General features: G+C 46.6%; 18 protein-coding genes. All 18 read right to left on the reverse strand.

Translation table 11 applies throughout. From position 1 onward, the window contains the following. Positions 1–21: 21 nt before the first annotated feature. The 18 genes from flhB to VNE01S_RS06925 all read right to left on the reverse strand — a co-directional run bounded on the left by flhB (position 22) and on the right by VNE01S_RS06925 (position 17,541). Positions 22–1,152: a flagellar biosynthesis protein FlhB gene (flhB, locus tag VNE01S_RS06840; protein WP_053395130.1), complete on the reverse strand. Its 1,131-nt coding sequence runs from the start codon at positions 1,150–1,152 to the stop codon at positions 22–24. A 14-nt stretch (positions 1,153–1,166) separates the two neighbouring features. Continuing rightward, a complete protein-coding gene (gene fliR / locus VNE01S_RS06845; RefSeq protein ID WP_053395131.1) occupies positions 1,167–1,949 on the reverse strand; it encodes a flagellar biosynthetic protein FliR in 783 nt (260 codons plus the stop codon). Positions 1,950–1,964: 15 nt separating this feature from the next. Beyond that, positions 1,965–2,234, reverse strand: coding sequence for a flagellar biosynthesis protein FliQ (gene fliQ, locus VNE01S_RS06850; protein ID WP_053395132.1), 270 nt, complete (start codon positions 2,232–2,234; stop codon positions 1,965–1,967). Positions 2,235–2,246: 12 nt separating this feature from the next. Beyond that, positions 2,247–3,119 carry a flagellar type III secretion system pore protein FliP gene (fliP, locus tag VNE01S_RS06855; protein WP_053395133.1) on the reverse strand — a complete coding sequence of 291 codons (873 nt, stop codon included), beginning with the start codon at positions 3,117–3,119 and terminating at the stop codon, positions 2,247–2,249. Next, entirely contained in the window at positions 3,106–3,522 is a 417-nt protein-coding gene (fliO, locus tag VNE01S_RS06860; RefSeq protein ID WP_053395134.1) for a flagellar biosynthetic protein FliO, read from the reverse strand. The genes fliP and fliO overlap by 14 nt, the downstream gene beginning before the upstream one ends. 2 nt (positions 3,523–3,524) lie before the next feature. Further along, positions 3,525–3,935, reverse strand: coding sequence for a flagellar motor switch protein FliN (gene fliN, locus VNE01S_RS06865; protein ID WP_053395352.1), 411 nt, complete (start codon positions 3,933–3,935; stop codon positions 3,525–3,527). Between the two features lie 21 nt (positions 3,936–3,956). Further along, a complete protein-coding gene (gene fliM / locus VNE01S_RS06870; protein ID WP_053395135.1) occupies positions 3,957–5,003 on the reverse strand; it encodes a flagellar motor switch protein FliM in 1,047 nt (348 codons plus the stop codon). Positions 5,004–5,010: 7 nt separating this feature from the next. Continuing rightward, complete coding sequence (gene fliL / locus VNE01S_RS06875; RefSeq protein WP_053395136.1) at positions 5,011–5,508, reverse strand: flagellar basal body-associated protein FliL; 498 nt, start codon at positions 5,506–5,508, stop codon at positions 5,011–5,013. A 36-nt stretch (positions 5,509–5,544) separates the two neighbouring features. Beyond that, positions 5,545–7,575 carry a flagellar hook-length control protein FliK gene (locus VNE01S_RS06880; protein WP_053395137.1) on the reverse strand — a complete coding sequence of 677 codons (2,031 nt, stop codon included), beginning with the start codon at positions 7,573–7,575 and terminating at the stop codon, positions 5,545–5,547. Between the two features lie 117 nt (positions 7,576–7,692). After that, positions 7,693–8,136: a flagellar export protein FliJ gene (gene fliJ / locus VNE01S_RS06885; protein WP_053395138.1), complete on the reverse strand. Its 444-nt coding sequence runs from the start codon at positions 8,134–8,136 to the stop codon at positions 7,693–7,695. A 6-nt stretch (positions 8,137–8,142) separates the two neighbouring features. Then, complete coding sequence (fliI, locus tag VNE01S_RS06890; protein ID WP_053395139.1) at positions 8,143–9,462, reverse strand: flagellar protein export ATPase FliI; 1,320 nt, start codon at positions 9,460–9,462, stop codon at positions 8,143–8,145. Next, entirely contained in the window at positions 9,462–10,262 is an 801-nt protein-coding gene (gene fliH / locus VNE01S_RS06895) for a flagellar assembly protein FliH (RefSeq protein ID WP_053395140.1), read from the reverse strand. The genes fliI and fliH overlap by 1 nt, the downstream gene beginning before the upstream one ends. 23 nt (positions 10,263–10,285) lie before the next feature. Continuing rightward, positions 10,286–11,341 carry a flagellar motor switch protein FliG gene (gene fliG / locus VNE01S_RS06900; RefSeq protein WP_053395141.1) on the reverse strand — a complete coding sequence of 352 codons (1,056 nt, stop codon included), beginning with the start codon at positions 11,339–11,341 and terminating at the stop codon, positions 10,286–10,288. Continuing rightward, positions 11,334–13,085: a flagellar basal-body MS-ring/collar protein FliF gene (fliF, locus tag VNE01S_RS06905; protein WP_053395142.1), complete on the reverse strand. Its 1,752-nt coding sequence runs from the start codon at positions 13,083–13,085 to the stop codon at positions 11,334–11,336. The genes fliG and fliF overlap by 8 nt, the downstream gene beginning before the upstream one ends. 16 nt (positions 13,086–13,101) lie before the next feature. After that, positions 13,102–13,413, reverse strand: coding sequence for a flagellar hook-basal body complex protein FliE (gene fliE / locus VNE01S_RS06910; RefSeq protein ID WP_053395143.1), 312 nt, complete (start codon positions 13,411–13,413; stop codon positions 13,102–13,104). 95 nt (positions 13,414–13,508) lie between these two features. After that, complete coding sequence (locus VNE01S_RS06915) at positions 13,509–14,915, reverse strand: sigma-54-dependent transcriptional regulator (protein WP_053395144.1); 1,407 nt, start codon at positions 14,913–14,915, stop codon at positions 13,509–13,511. Between the two features lie 2 nt (positions 14,916–14,917). Beyond that, positions 14,918–15,976, reverse strand: a complete 1,059-nt coding sequence (locus VNE01S_RS06920) for a sensor histidine kinase (protein ID WP_053395145.1) — start codon at positions 15,974–15,976, stop codon at positions 14,918–14,920. A 110-nt stretch (positions 15,977–16,086) separates the two neighbouring features. Further along, the gene (locus tag VNE01S_RS06925) at positions 16,087–17,541 is read right to left on the reverse strand and encodes a sigma-54 dependent transcriptional regulator (RefSeq protein ID WP_053395146.1); all 1,455 of its coding nucleotides are present in this window, start codon (positions 17,539–17,541) and stop codon (positions 16,087–16,089) included. Positions 17,542–17,693: the final 152 nt, after the last annotated feature.

The raw sequence follows: 17,693 nt of genomic DNA on the forward strand, positions 1-17,693 counted from the left end.
AAGAATAAGAAGTCACTTTGATTACTTACGTAAGTCTGGTGGGATCGGCAGATCAGATGCCTTTAAATTCGGTCGTTGACCACCACGCTTGCGATACTGTTTGAGCTGGAAAACATAAGCCAAGACTTGTGCCACGGCTGTAAATAACCCGTCCGGGATCTCTTGCTCCAATTCAGTAGAATGGTACAGCGCTCGCGCCAGTGGAGGAGCAGGGATCACATAAATATCATTTTCGCGCGCGATTTCTCTGATCTTAAGTGCCATATGGTCTGTACCTTTGGCGACAACAATCGGAGCCCGATCTGAGTCTTGTTTATAACGCAGTGCGACTGAGAAATGCTCTGGGTTGGTGACAATAACATCCGCTTGTGGGACTTCTGCCATCATACGACGCTGCGCGGCTTCGCGTTGCAACATACGAATCCGGCCTTTTACTTCTGGTTTCCCTTCCGTCTCCTTATATTCATCCTTCACTTCCTGTTTGGTCATCTTTAACTGATTGGCGTGCTGCCAAATCTGGAACGGAATATCGATGGCTACCACAACTAAAAGAGAGCAGCTAATTAGAAGGACAAAGTTCAGTAAGATATCGAGAGCATGGAAAATATTCTGCGGATACACGTCCATACTGAGCTGAAACAGGTCTTCTTTGGCCGCATTGATAAGATAAAAAGCCACTCCTGAAACGAGCGCCACTTTCAAAATTGATTTAATCAGTTCGACCCAACTTTGCATGCCGACCATGCGTTTTAAACCGCTTAATGGATTCATTTTGGAGAGTTTTGGCATCGCCGCTTCGGCAGAAAAACTGATCCCCCCCACTCCTGCAGCCCCTGCAACAGCAGCAACAAATAAAGTAACAAGAATAAGAATCAAAGGCAGCAATAGGTTAACCAGCGAGCCCAGCGCAATGTCCATCAACTTCACATGGTCGAATATCTCCTCGCGGGAAAGGCTAAACAAACGCTCCATCACAGTGGCAAGCCCACGAGCTAAGCTCTCGCCAAACCACATTAAGGCGATAGAGCCAACCACAAGTACTGATACTGACGCGAGCTCTTTTGACCTTGCAACCTGCCCTTTTTCTCGGGCCTGTTGCAAGCGCTTGGGCGTGGCGTCTTCGGTGCGTTCTTGTCCGTCTGATTCTGCCAATTCAGTCTCCTAATTTAACAGTCGAGTCGGATCAGGCTACAAATCTGCTTCTCACCTTGCAGCCAGAATAATTCATAGTGATTGTATAAACCGGCGAGAATATACCAACACAATAGCAAACCAACGATCAGCGCGAAGGCAAAACCTAAAGAGAAAATGTTTAACTGAGGCGCAGCACGAGTCATCACACCAAAGGAAAGGTTGATGGTTAAAAGGGCAATAATACCAGAGAGCGACATGCTCAACGCCACTTTGAACATGATGCCTAGCCAAAGTGCAATCTCTCTAAAATCCATGGTCGTCAGCGAACCTGAGCCAATAGGCAGAGATTTAAAGCTCATCACGACCAGCATAATCATTTTAAGGTGGCCGTCAGTTGCGAGAAAAAACATCGTCGCCAAAAACATAAATAACTGGCCGAGCAAAGGCGTATTTTGACCATTGGCTGGGTCAACCATTGACGCGAAACCCAAGCTCGATTGCATACCCAAGATTTGACCTAAAATAACAAAGGTTTGAATCATAAACTGAGTAATGGTCCCCATAGCAACCCCGATAATGATTTGCTCAAGTAAGGTCATAAAACCTTTGAATGACAACAACTCGATCGTTTCAGGCACCGCGGGGATCGCAGGCATCACGGCAAATGTGATAGCAAGCCCTAAATACAAACGCACCCGCGTTGACACAAAGCGCGCGCCTGTCACCGACATCACCATCAACATGGCTGAAATTCGGGTATAAGGCCAAAAATAATTGGCGAGCCAGTCGAGTATAAGGTTAGCCGGATATTCCATAAGCCCGAATTGAACCTAGTACAATACTTGAGGAAGGCGCTCTATAATGGAGAAGAAGAACTCCATCATCATTTGCGTCATCCAATGGGCAAACATCATCAACGCCAGCAATGTCACGATCAAACGTGGCAAAAAGCTTAACGTTTGTTCGTTGATAGAGGTAGCAGCCTGAAAAATTGCCACGACCAAGCCAATCAACAAGCTCGGAATAATGATGGCACAGACCATGATGAGTACCATCCACAAGGCATCTCTAAATAGCTCAACGAATATTTCAGGCGTCATGGTCTTCCTCCGCTACAAGGCAAAGCTGCCGGCCAAGGTCGACAAGATGAGGTTCCAGCCATCGACTAAAACAAAAAGCATCAGCTTAAAAGGCAACGAGACAATCATGGGTGACAGCATCATCATACCCATCGCCATTAATACTGAAGCTACCACTAAGTCGATGATCAAAAACGGCAAAAACAACATAAAACCAATTTGGAAGGCTGTTTTTAGCTCTGAGGTAATGAATGCTGGGATCAACACGGCCATAGAGACATCTTCAGGCGCTGTCGCTGTTGAGCCAGAAATGTTGACGAAGGTTTCCAAATCTTTCACACGAGTCTGTTTCAACATGAAGTCTCTGATTGGAATTTGGGCCAAATCAAAAGCTTGTCTCGCACTGATTTGCTCATTAATGTAAGGCTGAACGGCGTCATCGTTTATCTTGTTCAACACTGGCGACATAATGAAAAAGGTCAGAAAGATTGAGATACCAATAATCACCTGGTTCGATGGCGTCTGCTGCAGGCCCATTGCCTGACGCAAAATCGACATTACGACCACAATCCGCGTGAATGAAGTCATCAGGATAACCATTGCTGGCAAGAAGCCCAACATGGTCATCAATGCAAGAATCTGCAAGTTGACTGAGTAGTCTTCACTGCCATCAGGATTGGTCGTCATCGTCAGGGCAGGAATCCCTCCCCCGCCACCAGCAATCGAACCTGTCGATAAGGTTCTTGCGTTTCCCTGCTCACTTTCCATTGCCGAGACAGTAACAGAGTTTGATGCAGGACTAGCAGGAACAGGCTCATCACCCTCTGCTTGCGCATAACTAAAAGCAGAGAATAGAGCGACGAATAAGGTCAACAATATCGCGGTAAACTGGCTAGTTCTTATCATTCTTTTTTAACAGCTGAGTCAGTTGATTAGCAAATGGGCTAGACACTAAAGACGACTTGTTCAGCTCCTCCTGAGACAAAGGTTTATCCAATTTAGAGATCAACTGGATGGACTGCGCGGTAACCCCAACCAAAAACTGCTCTTCCCCAGCTTGAACTATCATAATGCGCTCTTTGGTTCCTACTGGGATCTGTCGTATCACACTCAACCCTTGTTGATTGGCCAGCGCGGGAAACTTCATGCGTTTCAATAGCCAAGCCAAGAACAAAATAAAAGCAATAACGAACAAAAGCGACCCAAGGGTGGCCGCTAAATCCAACTGACTACCAGGCGTGGCCGCCAACACAGAAGGGGAAAAGAATGTTAGTAAGTAAAATACGTACCCTTTCAGCTTATGAGCCATATTTACCTTAGTTTCTTAATTCGCTCTGTCTGACTGATAACGTCAGTAAGGCGGATACCAAACTTGTCGTTCACTACTACAACTTCGCCATGAGCAATCAACGTACCATTAACCAACACGTCTAGAGATTCACCCGCTAAGCGCTCTAGCTCAACCACAGAGCCTTGGTTAAGTTGAAGCAGGTTACGGATACTGATTTGCGAACGACCCACCTCCATCGAAATAGTGACCGGAATATCGAGAATGGTGTCTAACTTACGGCGTTCATCATCCGAAATCGGTGAGGAGGTGTCTTTTAGCTCATCAAGTTGAGCAGACATAACCTCATCTACATCAATCTCTGGTGCATTAGGATCTTCGCCCAAAGCTGCCGCCCATTCGTCGGCCAGTTTTTGGTCGTCACTTGGTTCCATACTCATACCTACAATTCTTTATTAATCGTCTATCTCGCCGTCATCGCCTTCTAACTCAGAAATAACATCTTTGCTTAAGAAGGCAATATCGGATTTAACCACATCTGGTCGTTTAATTTTTTCTGACACCTGTACCGCCAAGTTGTCACCAGAGCGACCCATTTTGACTCGAAATGTCGGCAGATCTTCGACGAACATAACGGCATTTTCAGGCATATTAATTGGGATAATGTCGCCAGGTCTCAGTTCCATGAGATCACGTAGAGAGATATCTTGCTCCAACAGGTTCACTCGAAAGTTGACTGGCACGTCCATGATCTCTTCACGCAGCGCTGTACTCCATCGAACGTCAGTTTCCATTTTGTCCGATTGAACACCGGCATCGAGCAACTCTCGAATTGGCTCAACCATTGAGTAAGGCATCACCACGTGGAAATCACCACCACCACCATCCACTTCGATATGGAAAGAGCTGACAACGATAACCTCTGTCGGGCTAACGATGTTTGCCATACTCGGGTTTACTTCCGAGTCCAAATACTCAAACTCCACCCCCATGACTGGTGACCAAGATTCTTTGTAATCTTCAAACACAATCTTGAGCAAGAGCTGAATAATTCGGCGCTCTGTTGGGGTGAACTCGCGTCCCTCAATACGGGCATGGAATCGACCATCACCACCAAAGAAGTTTTCAACCAGAATAAACACCAGTCGCGCTTCCATGGTAATCAGGGCTGTGCCTTTCAATGGTCGAAAGCGAACCATGTTTAGACTGGTTGGAACGTACAAGGTATTTTGGTATTCACCAAATTTCATCATCTGTACGCCGTTGATCGAGACTTCAGCTGTTTTACGCAGCATGTTAAACAAACTGATACGCAAGTGACGAGCAAAGCGCTCATTGATCAGCTCGAGGGTCGGCATCCGGCCACGGACAATACGATCCTGTGATGAAAAGTCGAACTCTACCGCAGAGCTGCTATCAACCTCTGAATCTTCAACTTCATCGACATCATCTACACCGTGGAGGAGCGCATCGATTTCATCTTGGCTTAATAGATCAGTCACAGTTCACCTATTGAATGACAAAATCAGTAAAGAGCACGCGCTCAATCACAGGTTTACCCACCGCGCGATTTAAGCTGGCCTTGATATCATCCGTTGCTTTACTACGGAGCTCAACACGACCATTAGCACTGCGTAACTGCTCTACCGTTGCCGAAGCAAACGTGCTCAATAAGGTACTTTCAACCAATGGCGAGTGGTAGCGCGCCAAGTTTTCATTTTCGGCGCCACGTACCATCAACTGAACTTTGATTTGTACTAAGCGGTCACGTTTGTCGCCTGTCACGTTAAAAATAAAAGGCTGAGGGATATTCACGTAAGCAACCGGTTCTGCTGATGTAACGACTTCTTGTTGAGCCGTCTCTTGGTTAGCCTGTGTGTCATCAGAGCCCATCAAGAAAAACGCAGCGCCTCCGCCACCAAGCAAAAGGACAACAGCAGCAACAATTATAATGATCAGCTTACCTTTCCCTTTTGGCGCCTCTGTCTCGACTTCTTCGATTGCCATAACTTAACGTTCTCTTAATATTGGTATTTTCACAGTTTAAGCGTAATAGCTAATTCCATCACGCTTTGCGGCGACATTCAAATCAAGATTGATGTCTGCTTCAAGGTTTTCTTCAGCCATACCTGATTGATTGCTGCCACCTTGACCAGAATGGGGCTGCCCACCTGCTGCGTATCGATTTTGCTGTTGATTACTCGGTTGTTGCTGAACCGAAGTATCCCCTAGCTGCACACCTTGTTGAGCAAGCATCTCACGCAATCTAGGCATAGATTGTTCAAGTGCATCACGCGCTTGTTGGTTCGCAACCGTAAAGTGAACCGTTGCGCCGTCTCCATTCATATTCATGCGAATCTGCATTCGGCCTAACTCGGGCGGATCCAGGCGAATATCGATATTTTTCAAATTCTTGGACAGCATCATTTGCACACGCTCTGCAACTTGGTCACTCGCCATCTCGCGGTTTAACTGCAAGGGAATCTGTGCGTTTGCCTGCTCGACTCTAGGCTGAGTCCCCGTCGGAGCATTTTGCTGTACACCGGCGGCTTGAGCCAACTGGTGAGCAAATGTTGACTCGCCTCCTTGGCCTGTCTCTGCTTTGTCCAGTGATTTACCAACCAATGAAGCTGCTGCTTTCGCGCCCAACGAGGCTTTAAGCAAAGCCTGCTCAGTAACGGCAGGTGCGGCTGATGCTACTGTATTGGCTAACTGTGGCGTAGGCGTGGTATTCACGGCATCCGGCAAAGGCGCACTATTAACCATGCTATTTTGCAGAGCCACTTGAGGCGCATGCGCCTTAGACAATTGCGATGAGTTTACCGCCGTAGCCGACGGTGAAGATCCACTGGTTTGCGCGTCTTTTGTTTGCACCGCAGCTTGTGTCAAGGCTTCTTCTGTGACCGCATCAGAATTATTTACTGACCACGGAATTGCAGGAGCATTTTGCTCTGCTTCCGGCGCTGTATCCTCGACTAAATTGGCTATTTGAGCCGTGCTTTTATCACTAGGAGCATTGACCGCTGTTTGGTGTGGTGGCAATTCTTGTGAGCTACGAGATTTATCTATCTCTGTTGAATTTTCAACCTCTGAAACGTTCACTACATCTTTAGCGATGGCTTCTTTTTCCACGCCATTTGGCGAAAATTCAGTCTTAACCTGTTTAACTCCGTCGGAGGCCTCGGTAGACAGATGTTGTTCAGAGTTTTCAAGCTTGTCAGCAGATCCTGCCATTGGACGCTCTGATTTTTCACCTTTTTCATCCTCAGCAAGATTCGCTTCACCTGGACTCACACTATTGTTCGAGTGCATTGCTGGCTTAATCGCTTCAGAGGCTTCAGTATCTTTTACTAACTCGGGAGCTTGTTCATCACTCAGCGGTTTTTCTTGTTGCTGAATGAAACGCTTGGCTGATTCAGGTATCACAACAGAATCTGATGCAGATTGGGGCTCATCGGGTATTTGTGAGCTTTCGGTCACTGCTCGTGGTTGGCTTGTTGGTTTAGGTTGCTCGCCGTCACTTATAGTCGATCGATTGTCAGATGCTACTTTATCGATTTTTTGAACCACAGCTTCTTTAACATCGCCCTCTTCACTAACGCTAGCTTGTGGCAAACCTTTGCCGTTATTAGGCTGCAATGCATTGTTGGCATCGTTGAGACGCTTAAGAACCTGCTCGCTATCAGCAACAATGGACTCGGCGCTTTTAGAGTCGTTTTGCTCACTAGAAACAGGGGTAGATGAGGCCGATTTTGCGCTGCTTTGAGCGTCGTCAGCTTCTCCTGCACTGTCTTTCTGCTCTACAAGCAGTTCATCTGTCTCAGTGTTTTCAATTTGCTTTGTATCGACAGATTTTTGAGCTTCACCCGTTTCTGCACTTTCACCAACATTAGCACCAGACGAGCTAATGACTTCTTTTTCGCTTTGCTCTGAATCGCCTTTCACAAACGCAACCAGCTTAGACAAAAAACCTTCCGGCGCGACAACTTCGCCTTCGCCCGCGACATCTGTACTTTCTGCAGCAGGTTTTGTTGCTTTAGGGTTGTCCGTTGCTACCGATAGATTGATATTCATACTCAAGTCACCTACACAGACTGAAGAAAGCGTACAATGCAAAACGCAATGCGTACGGTATTAATAAACTAACGGTAATAAATGCAAGAAATACGCCAAACAATGGCAACAAATAACTTACAGCTGAGTAAATCGGCGGGAAAATTGTAGCGTTGCAAATTCATCCATTTGCTTTTGCTCGCGCGCATTTTCTATTTGAGCTTTTTCGGTTTTCTTCTTCTCAATTAACCATTCATAAGAACGTCTTTGCTTACGAGCTTCCAGCCAGTTTTGCTCGCAGCTTTCAACCTGCCCTTTGAAGTGACTTTCAGCCTGTTTCTGTTTGGCTAGCGTTTCATCAAGCGTGGTTAAAAATCGGTTAAGGTGGCTGTATTGGCTGGCTGTCAAACCTTGCTGACCTCGGTCTATCAACTGCTGGCAATAGTCCATACGATACTGTTCTATTTGCTGCAACTGTTGGTAATAGCCATCGAGCTCTGTTCTGGCTTGGTTCAATGCTAAAACGGCTTGGTTTTCTCGCTCTTTCGCTTGTTCCAACAGAAATTCAAGTGCGTTATTCATTGCCTATCACCCTTGAAGTAAGCCACGTAACATGTTGACGCACATGTCATACGGCACACTTTCTTTCATCGATTGCTGCAAGTACGCGTCTAGCTTTGGTTTCAGCGTGAAAGCGCCATCAATAGCAGGATCGGTCCCCGGCTTATAAGCACCAATAGAGACCAAATCTTGGTTTTTACGACAAACAGAAAGTACCTGACGCACCGCTTTCGACATCAGCACATGCTCTTCGTCGGTAATCTGAGGCATGACCCGGCTCACTGACTTTTCAACATCAATCGCAGGGTAATGACCGGCGTCCGCCATCTCACGAGACAACACAATGTGACCATCCAGAATGGCGCGTGACGCGTCAGCAATAGGGTCTTGCAGATCGTCACCTTCGGTCAGAACGGTAAAAAACGCAGTGATTGAGCCTTGATCTGGACTGCCATTCCCCGCCCTTTCAACCAGGGCCGGAAGTTTGGCAAATACAGAGGGTGGATAGCCTTTGGTTGCAGGCGGTTCACCGACCGACAAAGCAATCTCACGCTGGGCTTGAGCAAAGCGTGTAAGAGAGTCCATTAGTAGAAGAACATCTAGGCCTTGGTCACGGAAGTATTCGGCGATAGTCAGCGCGGTCTGACAGCCTTTGAGTCGCATGAGTGGTGAAGAGTCGGCAGGCGCAGCCACGACAACAGAACGTTGGCGACCATCGACGCCAAGGATTTCTTCAATAAATTCTTTAACTTCTCGCCCACGTTCACCGATAAGGCCAACGACGACAACCTGTGCTGTTGTGCCTCGAGTCATCATGCCGAGCGTGACCGATTTACCCACACCAGAACCAGCAAATAAGCCGATACGCTGGCCTTTGCCGACCGTCAATAAACCATTGATGGCTTTCAAACCGACATCAAGAGGCTCGGAGATCGGCTTTCTTGCAAGTGGGTTTATCGGTTCGGAGTTAAAGGAGGCGCGTTTTTCTGTATAAATAGGGCCTAATCCGTCTAGAGGATTTCCCACCCCATCGATCACCCGACCGAGTAGCTCCATTCCGACAGGTAAACCCGTTTCACTTGTTAGCGGCGTGACTTTGGCACCCGGTAGAACACCAGTGATTTGTTCACTCGGCATCAAAAAGAGGTTGTCACCAGAGAACCCCACCACCTCGGCTTCCATTTCACCATTCATGGTTTCGACTTTGCACAAACTGCCGATGGGGGCGCGACATCCGGTTGCCTCTAAAGTTAGCCCAACAACGCGTACTAACTTACCCGACGCGACGGGCCGACAGGTTAAACCGTCAACTTTGTATTGGGATAAACGCTCGGCTAACGCTAACACTACTCACCACCTTGGTGGCGATTCACCCCACAAAAGCTCTGGATGACGCTTCGAATACGATCTTCCATTCGGTAGTTAACACTCGACTCGCCCGCTTCAATCTGTACGTCACCGCGATTCAGAGCCGGTTCACTCATTAACGTCCAGTTTCTAAATTCCACTTCCTCTTCACCGTATGAAGAGCGGATGATTTCAACATCATCCGGGTGGAGTTTTAGCGTGATAGCGTGTCCGGAAATAGGTAGGGATTCTACTGACTGTTTGATTGTGTCTAAAATGACTTGAGGATTTGTTTGTACTTCAACATGGACCACTTCTTTTACTAACGTGAGGACCATATCAACAAGTTGCTTCTCTACCTGAGCATTCATTAGCTCAAGCGGTTGTGCAAATTGGTTCGCTAAATTGATAAAGGTTTGAACTTGTTGCTGGATGAACTCTTGGCCCGATGCCACACCTTCAAGCTTGCCTGACTCAAGGCCTTCTTGATGGCCCTCTTGCATGCCTTGCTCTTTGCCTTTCTCATAACCTTGCTTGAAGCCAGCTTCCTGACCTTGGTGAAGCCCTTCCTGATAAGCTTGTTGCTTGATCAGTTCGATCTCTTCTTCGCTCAGTTCTGTTGGCGCTTCTTCAACCTTTTCAGTCAATTCAGGCATCCAGCTAGGGTCGTAGTTCATCGCCGTTTGTTTCGCCTTCGTATGGGTCTTAGCCGTATAATCCGGCATGCCCCAGCGCTCGGCTTTCTGAACTACTTCATCATTATCTAAGCGTAAGAAACCACGCTTTCTTTCCCCAGACATAGATACCTACTTGCTCATTGTCATTACAAGAATTCGTCTGCGCCGCCGCCCAGCATAAGTTCGCCAGAGTCAGCCATGCGACGAGCAATTGCCAAAATTTCTTTTTGTGCTGCTTCCACATCAGATACTTTAATCGGCGGCATTGCTTCCAGATCATCACGCATCATCTCAGCAGCACGCTTAGACATGTTCTTGAAGATCTTGTCACGTAACGTGTCATCTGCACCTTTAAGTGCACGCTGAAGTACGTCTTGAGGCACGTCACGCAGCAGTTTCTGAATACCTTGGTCGTCCACTTCCACCAAGTTTTCGAAAACAAACATAAGGTCTTGGATTTGGGTCGCCATGTCTTCATCTTGATCGCGAATTTGATCCATCAAGATGCCTTCGACATTGTTGTCCATGTAGTTCATGATTTCGGCAGCAGCTTTCAGGCCACCAATTTTCGCGGCTTGTGCACCTGCTTGACCTGCAAACTGTTTCTCCATAATTTCATTCAGTTCCGCCAATGCAGAAGGCTGAATTTCCTCTAGGTTTGCAATACGCATCATAAGGTCGAGGCGATCACGTTCTGAGAACTGCGATAAAATCTCCGCAGATTGATCGGGTTCCAGATAAGAAAGCACGATAGTTTGGATCTGCGGGTGCTCATTGATAATAATACTGGCGACCTGACGAGGGTCCATCCACTTCAATGAGTCTAAGCCTTTCGAACCAGTACCAAGGAGGATTTGATCGACAAGGTTATTCGCTTTATCTTCACCAAGAGCAGCCACTAATGCATTGCGCATAAAGTCTTCACTGCCCATACCAATATTGGTGTATTTTTGAATGTCTTCTAGAAATGCACGGTGCACAGCGCCAACCTTGTCTTGACTCAAGTCTTTTGCTCGAGCCATTGCGCTACCAACACGCTGGACTTGCTTTGGCTCCAAGTGGCGAATAATTCCAGCAGCGTCTTCTTCATTTAGGCTTAAAAGAAGAATCGCCGCACGTTCTGCACCTTGAATTGATGAAATGTCGACGGCATTTTCTGTCATTTCGCCGCCTTGTTCTTGAGGAACTATATCGTTAGGCATCTTCTTGCATCCAATTCTTAACTACTTGCGCCGCAAGTTCAGGCTCGTTTGCGACTAGAGCACGAACGGCTTTCAGCACGTCTTCATCTTTGTGCAGATTAGGTAAATCAATGGTTGAGCCGATTTCAAACAAATCTCCACCATCCAAATCACTGCCAATTAAGCTGGTCTCGCCGTCTGCACCAATTGGTAGACCGTCAGGCCCGTAAAGCTGTCCGTCATCCTCTTCAGAGGCAGGGTTAAGCAGTTTCTTCATCGCAGGACGCACTAACACTAATATCACCACGATAATAACTAACGCACTCGCGAACCAGCGTACCCAGTCGTTGAAGTTTGGATGTTCCCAAATCGGCGCATCTTCGATGGTTTGTACTTCCGGTTCCGCAAACTGCATGCTTAAAACATTCAGTAAATCACCGCGGTTTTGATTAAAACCAACGGCACCAATCAATACTTGGCGGATCGAGGATAAATCGGCATCCGACAGAGGCTGATAACTGGTTTCACCGGTATCTGGGTTCACGATAGCACGGTTCTTAATCGCGACCGCGACAGTTTGTCGGTTCACAACGCCCGTTTGGCGACGCTCATGACTGATAGTGGTATCCAGTTCGTAGTTTCGGGTCGCTTCTTTGTGAACAGAGCCTTGCCCTATGCTGGTGCCATCTTTCATCTGTGCCACATCTTGTGGGATAGATGCATCCGCAGGCGGCTGGTTACTCAGAGCGCCTGGCACACCCGCGACCATGCTGCCGTTGTTATAATCTTCGAGTGTATATTCGCTGCGTGTCGATGGAGTATTTGGGTCGAAGCGCTTACGAGTTTGTTCTATGGCACTAAAGTCTAGCTCTATGTCCACCTGAGCGGTGTAGTTGCCAAAACCTAAAATGGGGATAAGCACAGAGTCGATCTTATCTTTTAGTGCTTGTTCTTGCTTACGCTCTAACTCATGTTCTTTGCGACGCGCTGCGGAAGCTGGGTCTTGGCTACCAGAGCTCAATAATCGGCCATGCTGATCCGTTACGGTAATACGGTTAGGCTTCATGCCTGGGACAGCACTCGCAACCATATCAACAATGGAATCGATTTCTTCTTGCTTGAGATTCGCACCCGTATTCAACGTTAAGAATACGGAAGCCGACGCTTCTTGGTTATGGCGAACGAACACGCTCTGTTTCGGTAACGCAAGTAACACACGCGCTTTACGCACCTGCTTCATCGCTTCAATGGCTTTTGACAGCTGACGTTCTCGGCTGAGTTTTAAACGCTCTTGCTCCAGGCGCTGAGACACACCAAAGCCCATGTCCTGCAGCAGGATATCGTCTCCGGCTTGCTTTTCTTGGTTAAGGCCAGCTCGAACCATATCCAGCTTTAAGGTGTTGTAGTCACTCGCGGGTACTAAGATGGTATTCCCGTCTAACTTATAATCGAGTTTCTGTTGATCGAGATAATCAAGAACAGGAATCAGTTCCTCTGTTTCATAAGCACCAAGCGGGCGCATTTCTGGCTCTTTGACCCAGAAAAACAGCATGACGATCAACGCCACGCAGATAGAAATCGACAGAACCAGAACAATTTGGCGAACAAGATCGAGATCGCCTACCGCCATATCTAGCTTTGAGCTGCTTTTCTCATCTAAGTCTGGATTTTGTACACCTGCATCCACGTCAGATGTTTCTAGCAATGCGTTGCTAGTTCCACCTTCAGAAAGGGCTAGATCTGTTGATTGATTTTGCTCTGCCACAGATTCCACCTATCTATTACACTGGCATGTTCATCAGTTCTTTATACGCTTCCACAAGTTTGTTGCGTACTTGTATGGTTGCCTCAAATGCCACACTGGATTTATTGCGCGCGATCATAACGTCGGAAAGAGAGACATCCTGATCACCGCGATCAAATCGCATTTGTAGGTTACCTGAAGCTTTGGATAAGCTATTGACGTTGTTAATGGCATCATTCAGCAACGCGCTAAAATCCGCACCAACACTTTGGCCCGTAGCGGCTGGTTTCGTATTGCCAGCCTCAAACATCATTGCTTGCATTTCGCTTTGAAAACCATCAATTTTCATCAAGACCTCAGACGTCAACCTTTTGACTAGAACGATTGTTGTATTTATGACAGTGCAAACCGCATGCCACGTATTTTAGCGACGAAAATAGCACGTTAGTTTGGAATATCAATCCCTGCATCGCGCATTTTTGCTAACTTATAGCGCAAAGTACGTGGACTGATCCCTAATTTTTCAGCCATCTCTTTTCGGCGTCCATTACACTCAGTTAAAGTATCCAGGATGATGGCAAATTCTTGATCTCTTAGCTCACCACCTAATCCCGAACCCACTGCGGCACTTTTGCCCGTGTCAGGTTGTGCAACTGGCTTGAGGCTTGGCGCGTTCACATCCCCACTCTCAATCACCTGTTGCAGTCCGGAGGCATCGCTCCAATCCAAACCTTCAAGCAATATATGTTCAGCGTCAATACGACCGTTTTCGCCTAATATCAACGCGCGCTGAACAACATTGTCCAACTCACGGACATTACCCGGCCAGTTATAAGCAAGTAATTTTCCTATCGCGCTCTCAGAAACGGTAGGAACAGGCATACCAAGTTTTTTGCAATTGCGCTCTATTAAATGCTTGGTTAGTGGCTCAATATCACCTTTGCGTTCACACAGTGCAGGCCAAGCAATTGGGAACACATTCAAACGGTAATACAGATCTTCTCTGAAATTGCCTTCTTGAACGTATAGCTTTAAGTCTCGGTTACTGGTCGCTAACACACGCACATCCAGCTTGATACTCTTTCGGCTCCCTAAGCGTTCAACTTCTCTTTCTTGCAGAACGCGAAGTAACTTGGCTTGCAGGTTGAGATCCATCTCGCTGATTTCATCTAGCAAGATTGTCCCGCCCTGAGCTTGCTCAAATTTACCTGGGCATGCTTGCACAGCCCCCGTAAATGCGCCTTTTTCATACCCAAATAAGGTAGCTTCAAGCATGTTGTCTGGGATAGCCGCACAGTTTATCGCAACAAATGGACCGTCTTTTCGGTTAGAAGAGTTATGTAAGTAACGTGACATTACTTCTTTACCAGAGCCGCTTGGACCAAGGATCATCACACTGGCATCTGTCTTCGCGACTTTATCAGCCAATGAGAGAAGTTTAATACTTTTTTCGTCTGCGACGACAGCGTCACCGTTATCATCAGACTTTACTGGCGCATAGCGGCTGACCATATTTAGGAGAACTTCAGGCGCAAAGGGTTTTGCCATGTAGTCGATCGCGCCATCTTTCATCGCAGAAACAGCGTCTTCGATGTTTGCGTATGCTGTCATTAATAGCACTGGCAAATTTGGCCAATGCTGTTTGATATTACGTAATAAAGCTAACCCGCCCATGCCCGCCATCTGGACGTCAGACACCACAATATCCACACTGTTTGATTTTAGCTTCACTAGCGCATCTTCTGCACTGTCAGCCTCGATCCATTCATACCCTGCCAAAGCCAGCGTATCGACTAATGCTTCACGCAAGCCTTCGTCATCTTCAACAATAAGTACTTTGCTTTGAGCCATTATTACTCTCCAGTCTCTGGTTCTTGTTCAGTGTGTGAGTGGCTTTGAAATGGGATGCACATGGTAAAACATGCACCATCACCCGGTTCCGAAATTAACTCTAATCTTCCGTCATGCGCTCGGCAGACCATTTGGACAACAGCAAGCCCTAAACCCGTCCCTTGCGAGCGAGTGGTAAAGAAAGGCTCCATAATCTTACTTTGCAGCTCTTGTGGAACACCTGGTCCACTATCTTGCACCGATATTTTTAATTCACCGTTAACGGGGCGAAAGAATACATCTACCTGAGACGCTTTACCTGCAATTTGAATAGCATTCATCACTAAGTTACTTAGGGCCGAAGCAATCGCATTCGCGTTCCCTAACAGCACAGTTTGCTTTTCCTCAACTTCGAGAAAGTAGTCTATCTGGTTATTCTTCAGCGCCGCCTCCACCATGGGTGAAAACTCCGCAACCAAATCTGCAATCGTAAACGGCTTAACAACTTTGTTATCGCCACCCTTTGCAAAGAGTAGCATATCGTTTACTTGCTTCTCTAAATCGTGTAAACGATCCATTAACTTGGTTTGAAATCGCTCTTTGGTTGCAGTAGGTAAATTAGGCGCGCCTAGGTTTGATGCATACAACATGGCACTAGAAAGCGGCGTCCGGACTTGGTGAGCCAAAGAGGCGACCATTCGTCCTAAAGATGACAAGCGCTGCAAATCGCTAACTCGCGATTGTAGCAAACGGGTTTCTGTCAAATCTGTAATCAAGATCAATTGGCCGGTGGTTGACGCTGATATTGCGAGCCGGACTTTACGTCCAGTCTTCAGTGAGATTTCGTGGCCATCATCCTCTTGAGGAGCAAATGCCTGTTGAATCACTTCAAACCATTTTTCACCGACTAACGGAACCGCTAGCAGCTTCTGCGCTTCAGGGTTGGCTTCACATACAACCCCTTGCGTATCGAGCAAGATCACGCCTGCTGGCATGACGTCCAATACCTGCTGGTAACGTTCAACCTGTTGCTCTAAGGAGCCAAGCGATGTGTGATTATCAGAAATAGATGTGGGCTGCATGACGGAATTCTGCCTTATAAACGACAATAGCCTAGAATGCAAGAAGCATACCAGGCTATTTGTTATATTTTTCAATAATTTAATGAAAAGTCAGATATTTGACAGTGTCATTAGCGCTGTAAATTGTACTTACGCATTTTTTCCACAAGTGTGGTTCGTCGCATACCAAGCATATCTGCAGCTCTTGCAACTACTCCGCCTTGAGCTTCCAAAGCTTGATTGATCATGTTGACTTCAAGATCCGCTAACACTTCTTTCAAGTTTACCCCTTCAGGCGGTAAATGTTGTGGTGCCGCATCTTCATCAATGAACAGGTCGTTTGAATCTAGGCTAAAATCTTCAGAAAAAATATCAAAGAAAGCATCACGCTCCTGCTCTTCTATGGACTGGGCATCATTAAAACCTGGCTGAAACTCCGGAATATCACTATAGCGGTATTTGGTCGGCAAATGATTCACATCAACCAAACTATTTGGATACAGAATGATCATTCTTTCTACGAGGTTTGCTAGCTCACGGACATTACCCGGCCAGTCGTGCTCCATTAAAGAGTTAATTGCACGAGGCGTAAAGCAGATCGGTTGTGCGCCTTCAGCTTCCATTCGAGTCATCAGCTCTTGAAGTAGCAGTGGTGTGTCCTCTTTACGATCTCGTAACGCTGGCATTTCAATCGGAAAAACGTTCAATCGGTAATAAAGATCTTCGCGGAACGATTTCTCGTTGATCATCGTCTCTAATTCACGGTGTGTAGCCGCGATAATACGAACATTGGCCTGAATAGTAGTATTGCCACCGACACGTTCGAAACAACGCTCTTGAAGGACACGAAGCAATTTTACTTGCATTGGCATCGGCATATCACCGATTTCATCCAAGAAAAGTGTGCCGCCTTCAGCAAGCTCAAAGCGACCTTTACGTGCTGTAATTGCACCGGTAAACGCGCCCTTTTCGTGACCGAATAGTTCACTCTCGAGCAAGTCTGGTGGAATAGCGCCACAGTTGATAGGAACAAAAGGGCCGTTACGGCGTGAAGAATGGTAGTGAATATTACGAGCAACAACCTCTTTACCCGTACCAGACTCGCCCAAAATCAGTACGTTCGCTTCGGTGCCCGACACTTGCTCGATGAGGTGTCTAACTTCTTTGATACCTGAGCTTTGTCCAACTAAACTGCGAAAAAGCGTATTCTTACGCTCAGAAACAACAACATTGGTCCCTTTACGGCCCAAAAAGTCTTTACAGTGACGAATGGCTTCACTGAGTTGCGGGTAATTAAGAGGGTACTCCAGCTCACCTACATAGTGGGGGAGTTCTTCAACTGGATAGGAATGATTACCAGCAATAAGCAAAGGAATATGGTTGGCGCAAGATATCTTAGCGGGTAACTCATTGTCTGAGAGTGAACCGACAATACAACCTGCCCATACCGCAGACCAATTAACATCACCTAACTGATCTGAGCTTATGGCTTCACACGGCTCTCCAACAAATTCTAAAATATTACTGAGATTGATACGCGCTTGTGCATCATCTTCAATCACAAGTATTTTTGCTAAACCTTGCATAGGTGAGAATATTCGCCTTTATTTATAATCGATGTGGCTGCTAAAAAGTTGATATCAATACACTTAAGAAAAAGAGAATACGATAAACAATTGATAATTTTCAGCAACAAAAGAAGCCACTAGGCTAGTTAGTGGCGTCTATTCTATTTGAT

It is taken from the genome of Vibrio nereis NBRC 15637 (assembly GCF_001591105.1).
GTDB classification, from domain to species: domain Bacteria; phylum Pseudomonadota; class Gammaproteobacteria; order Enterobacterales; family Vibrionaceae; genus Vibrio; species Vibrio nereis.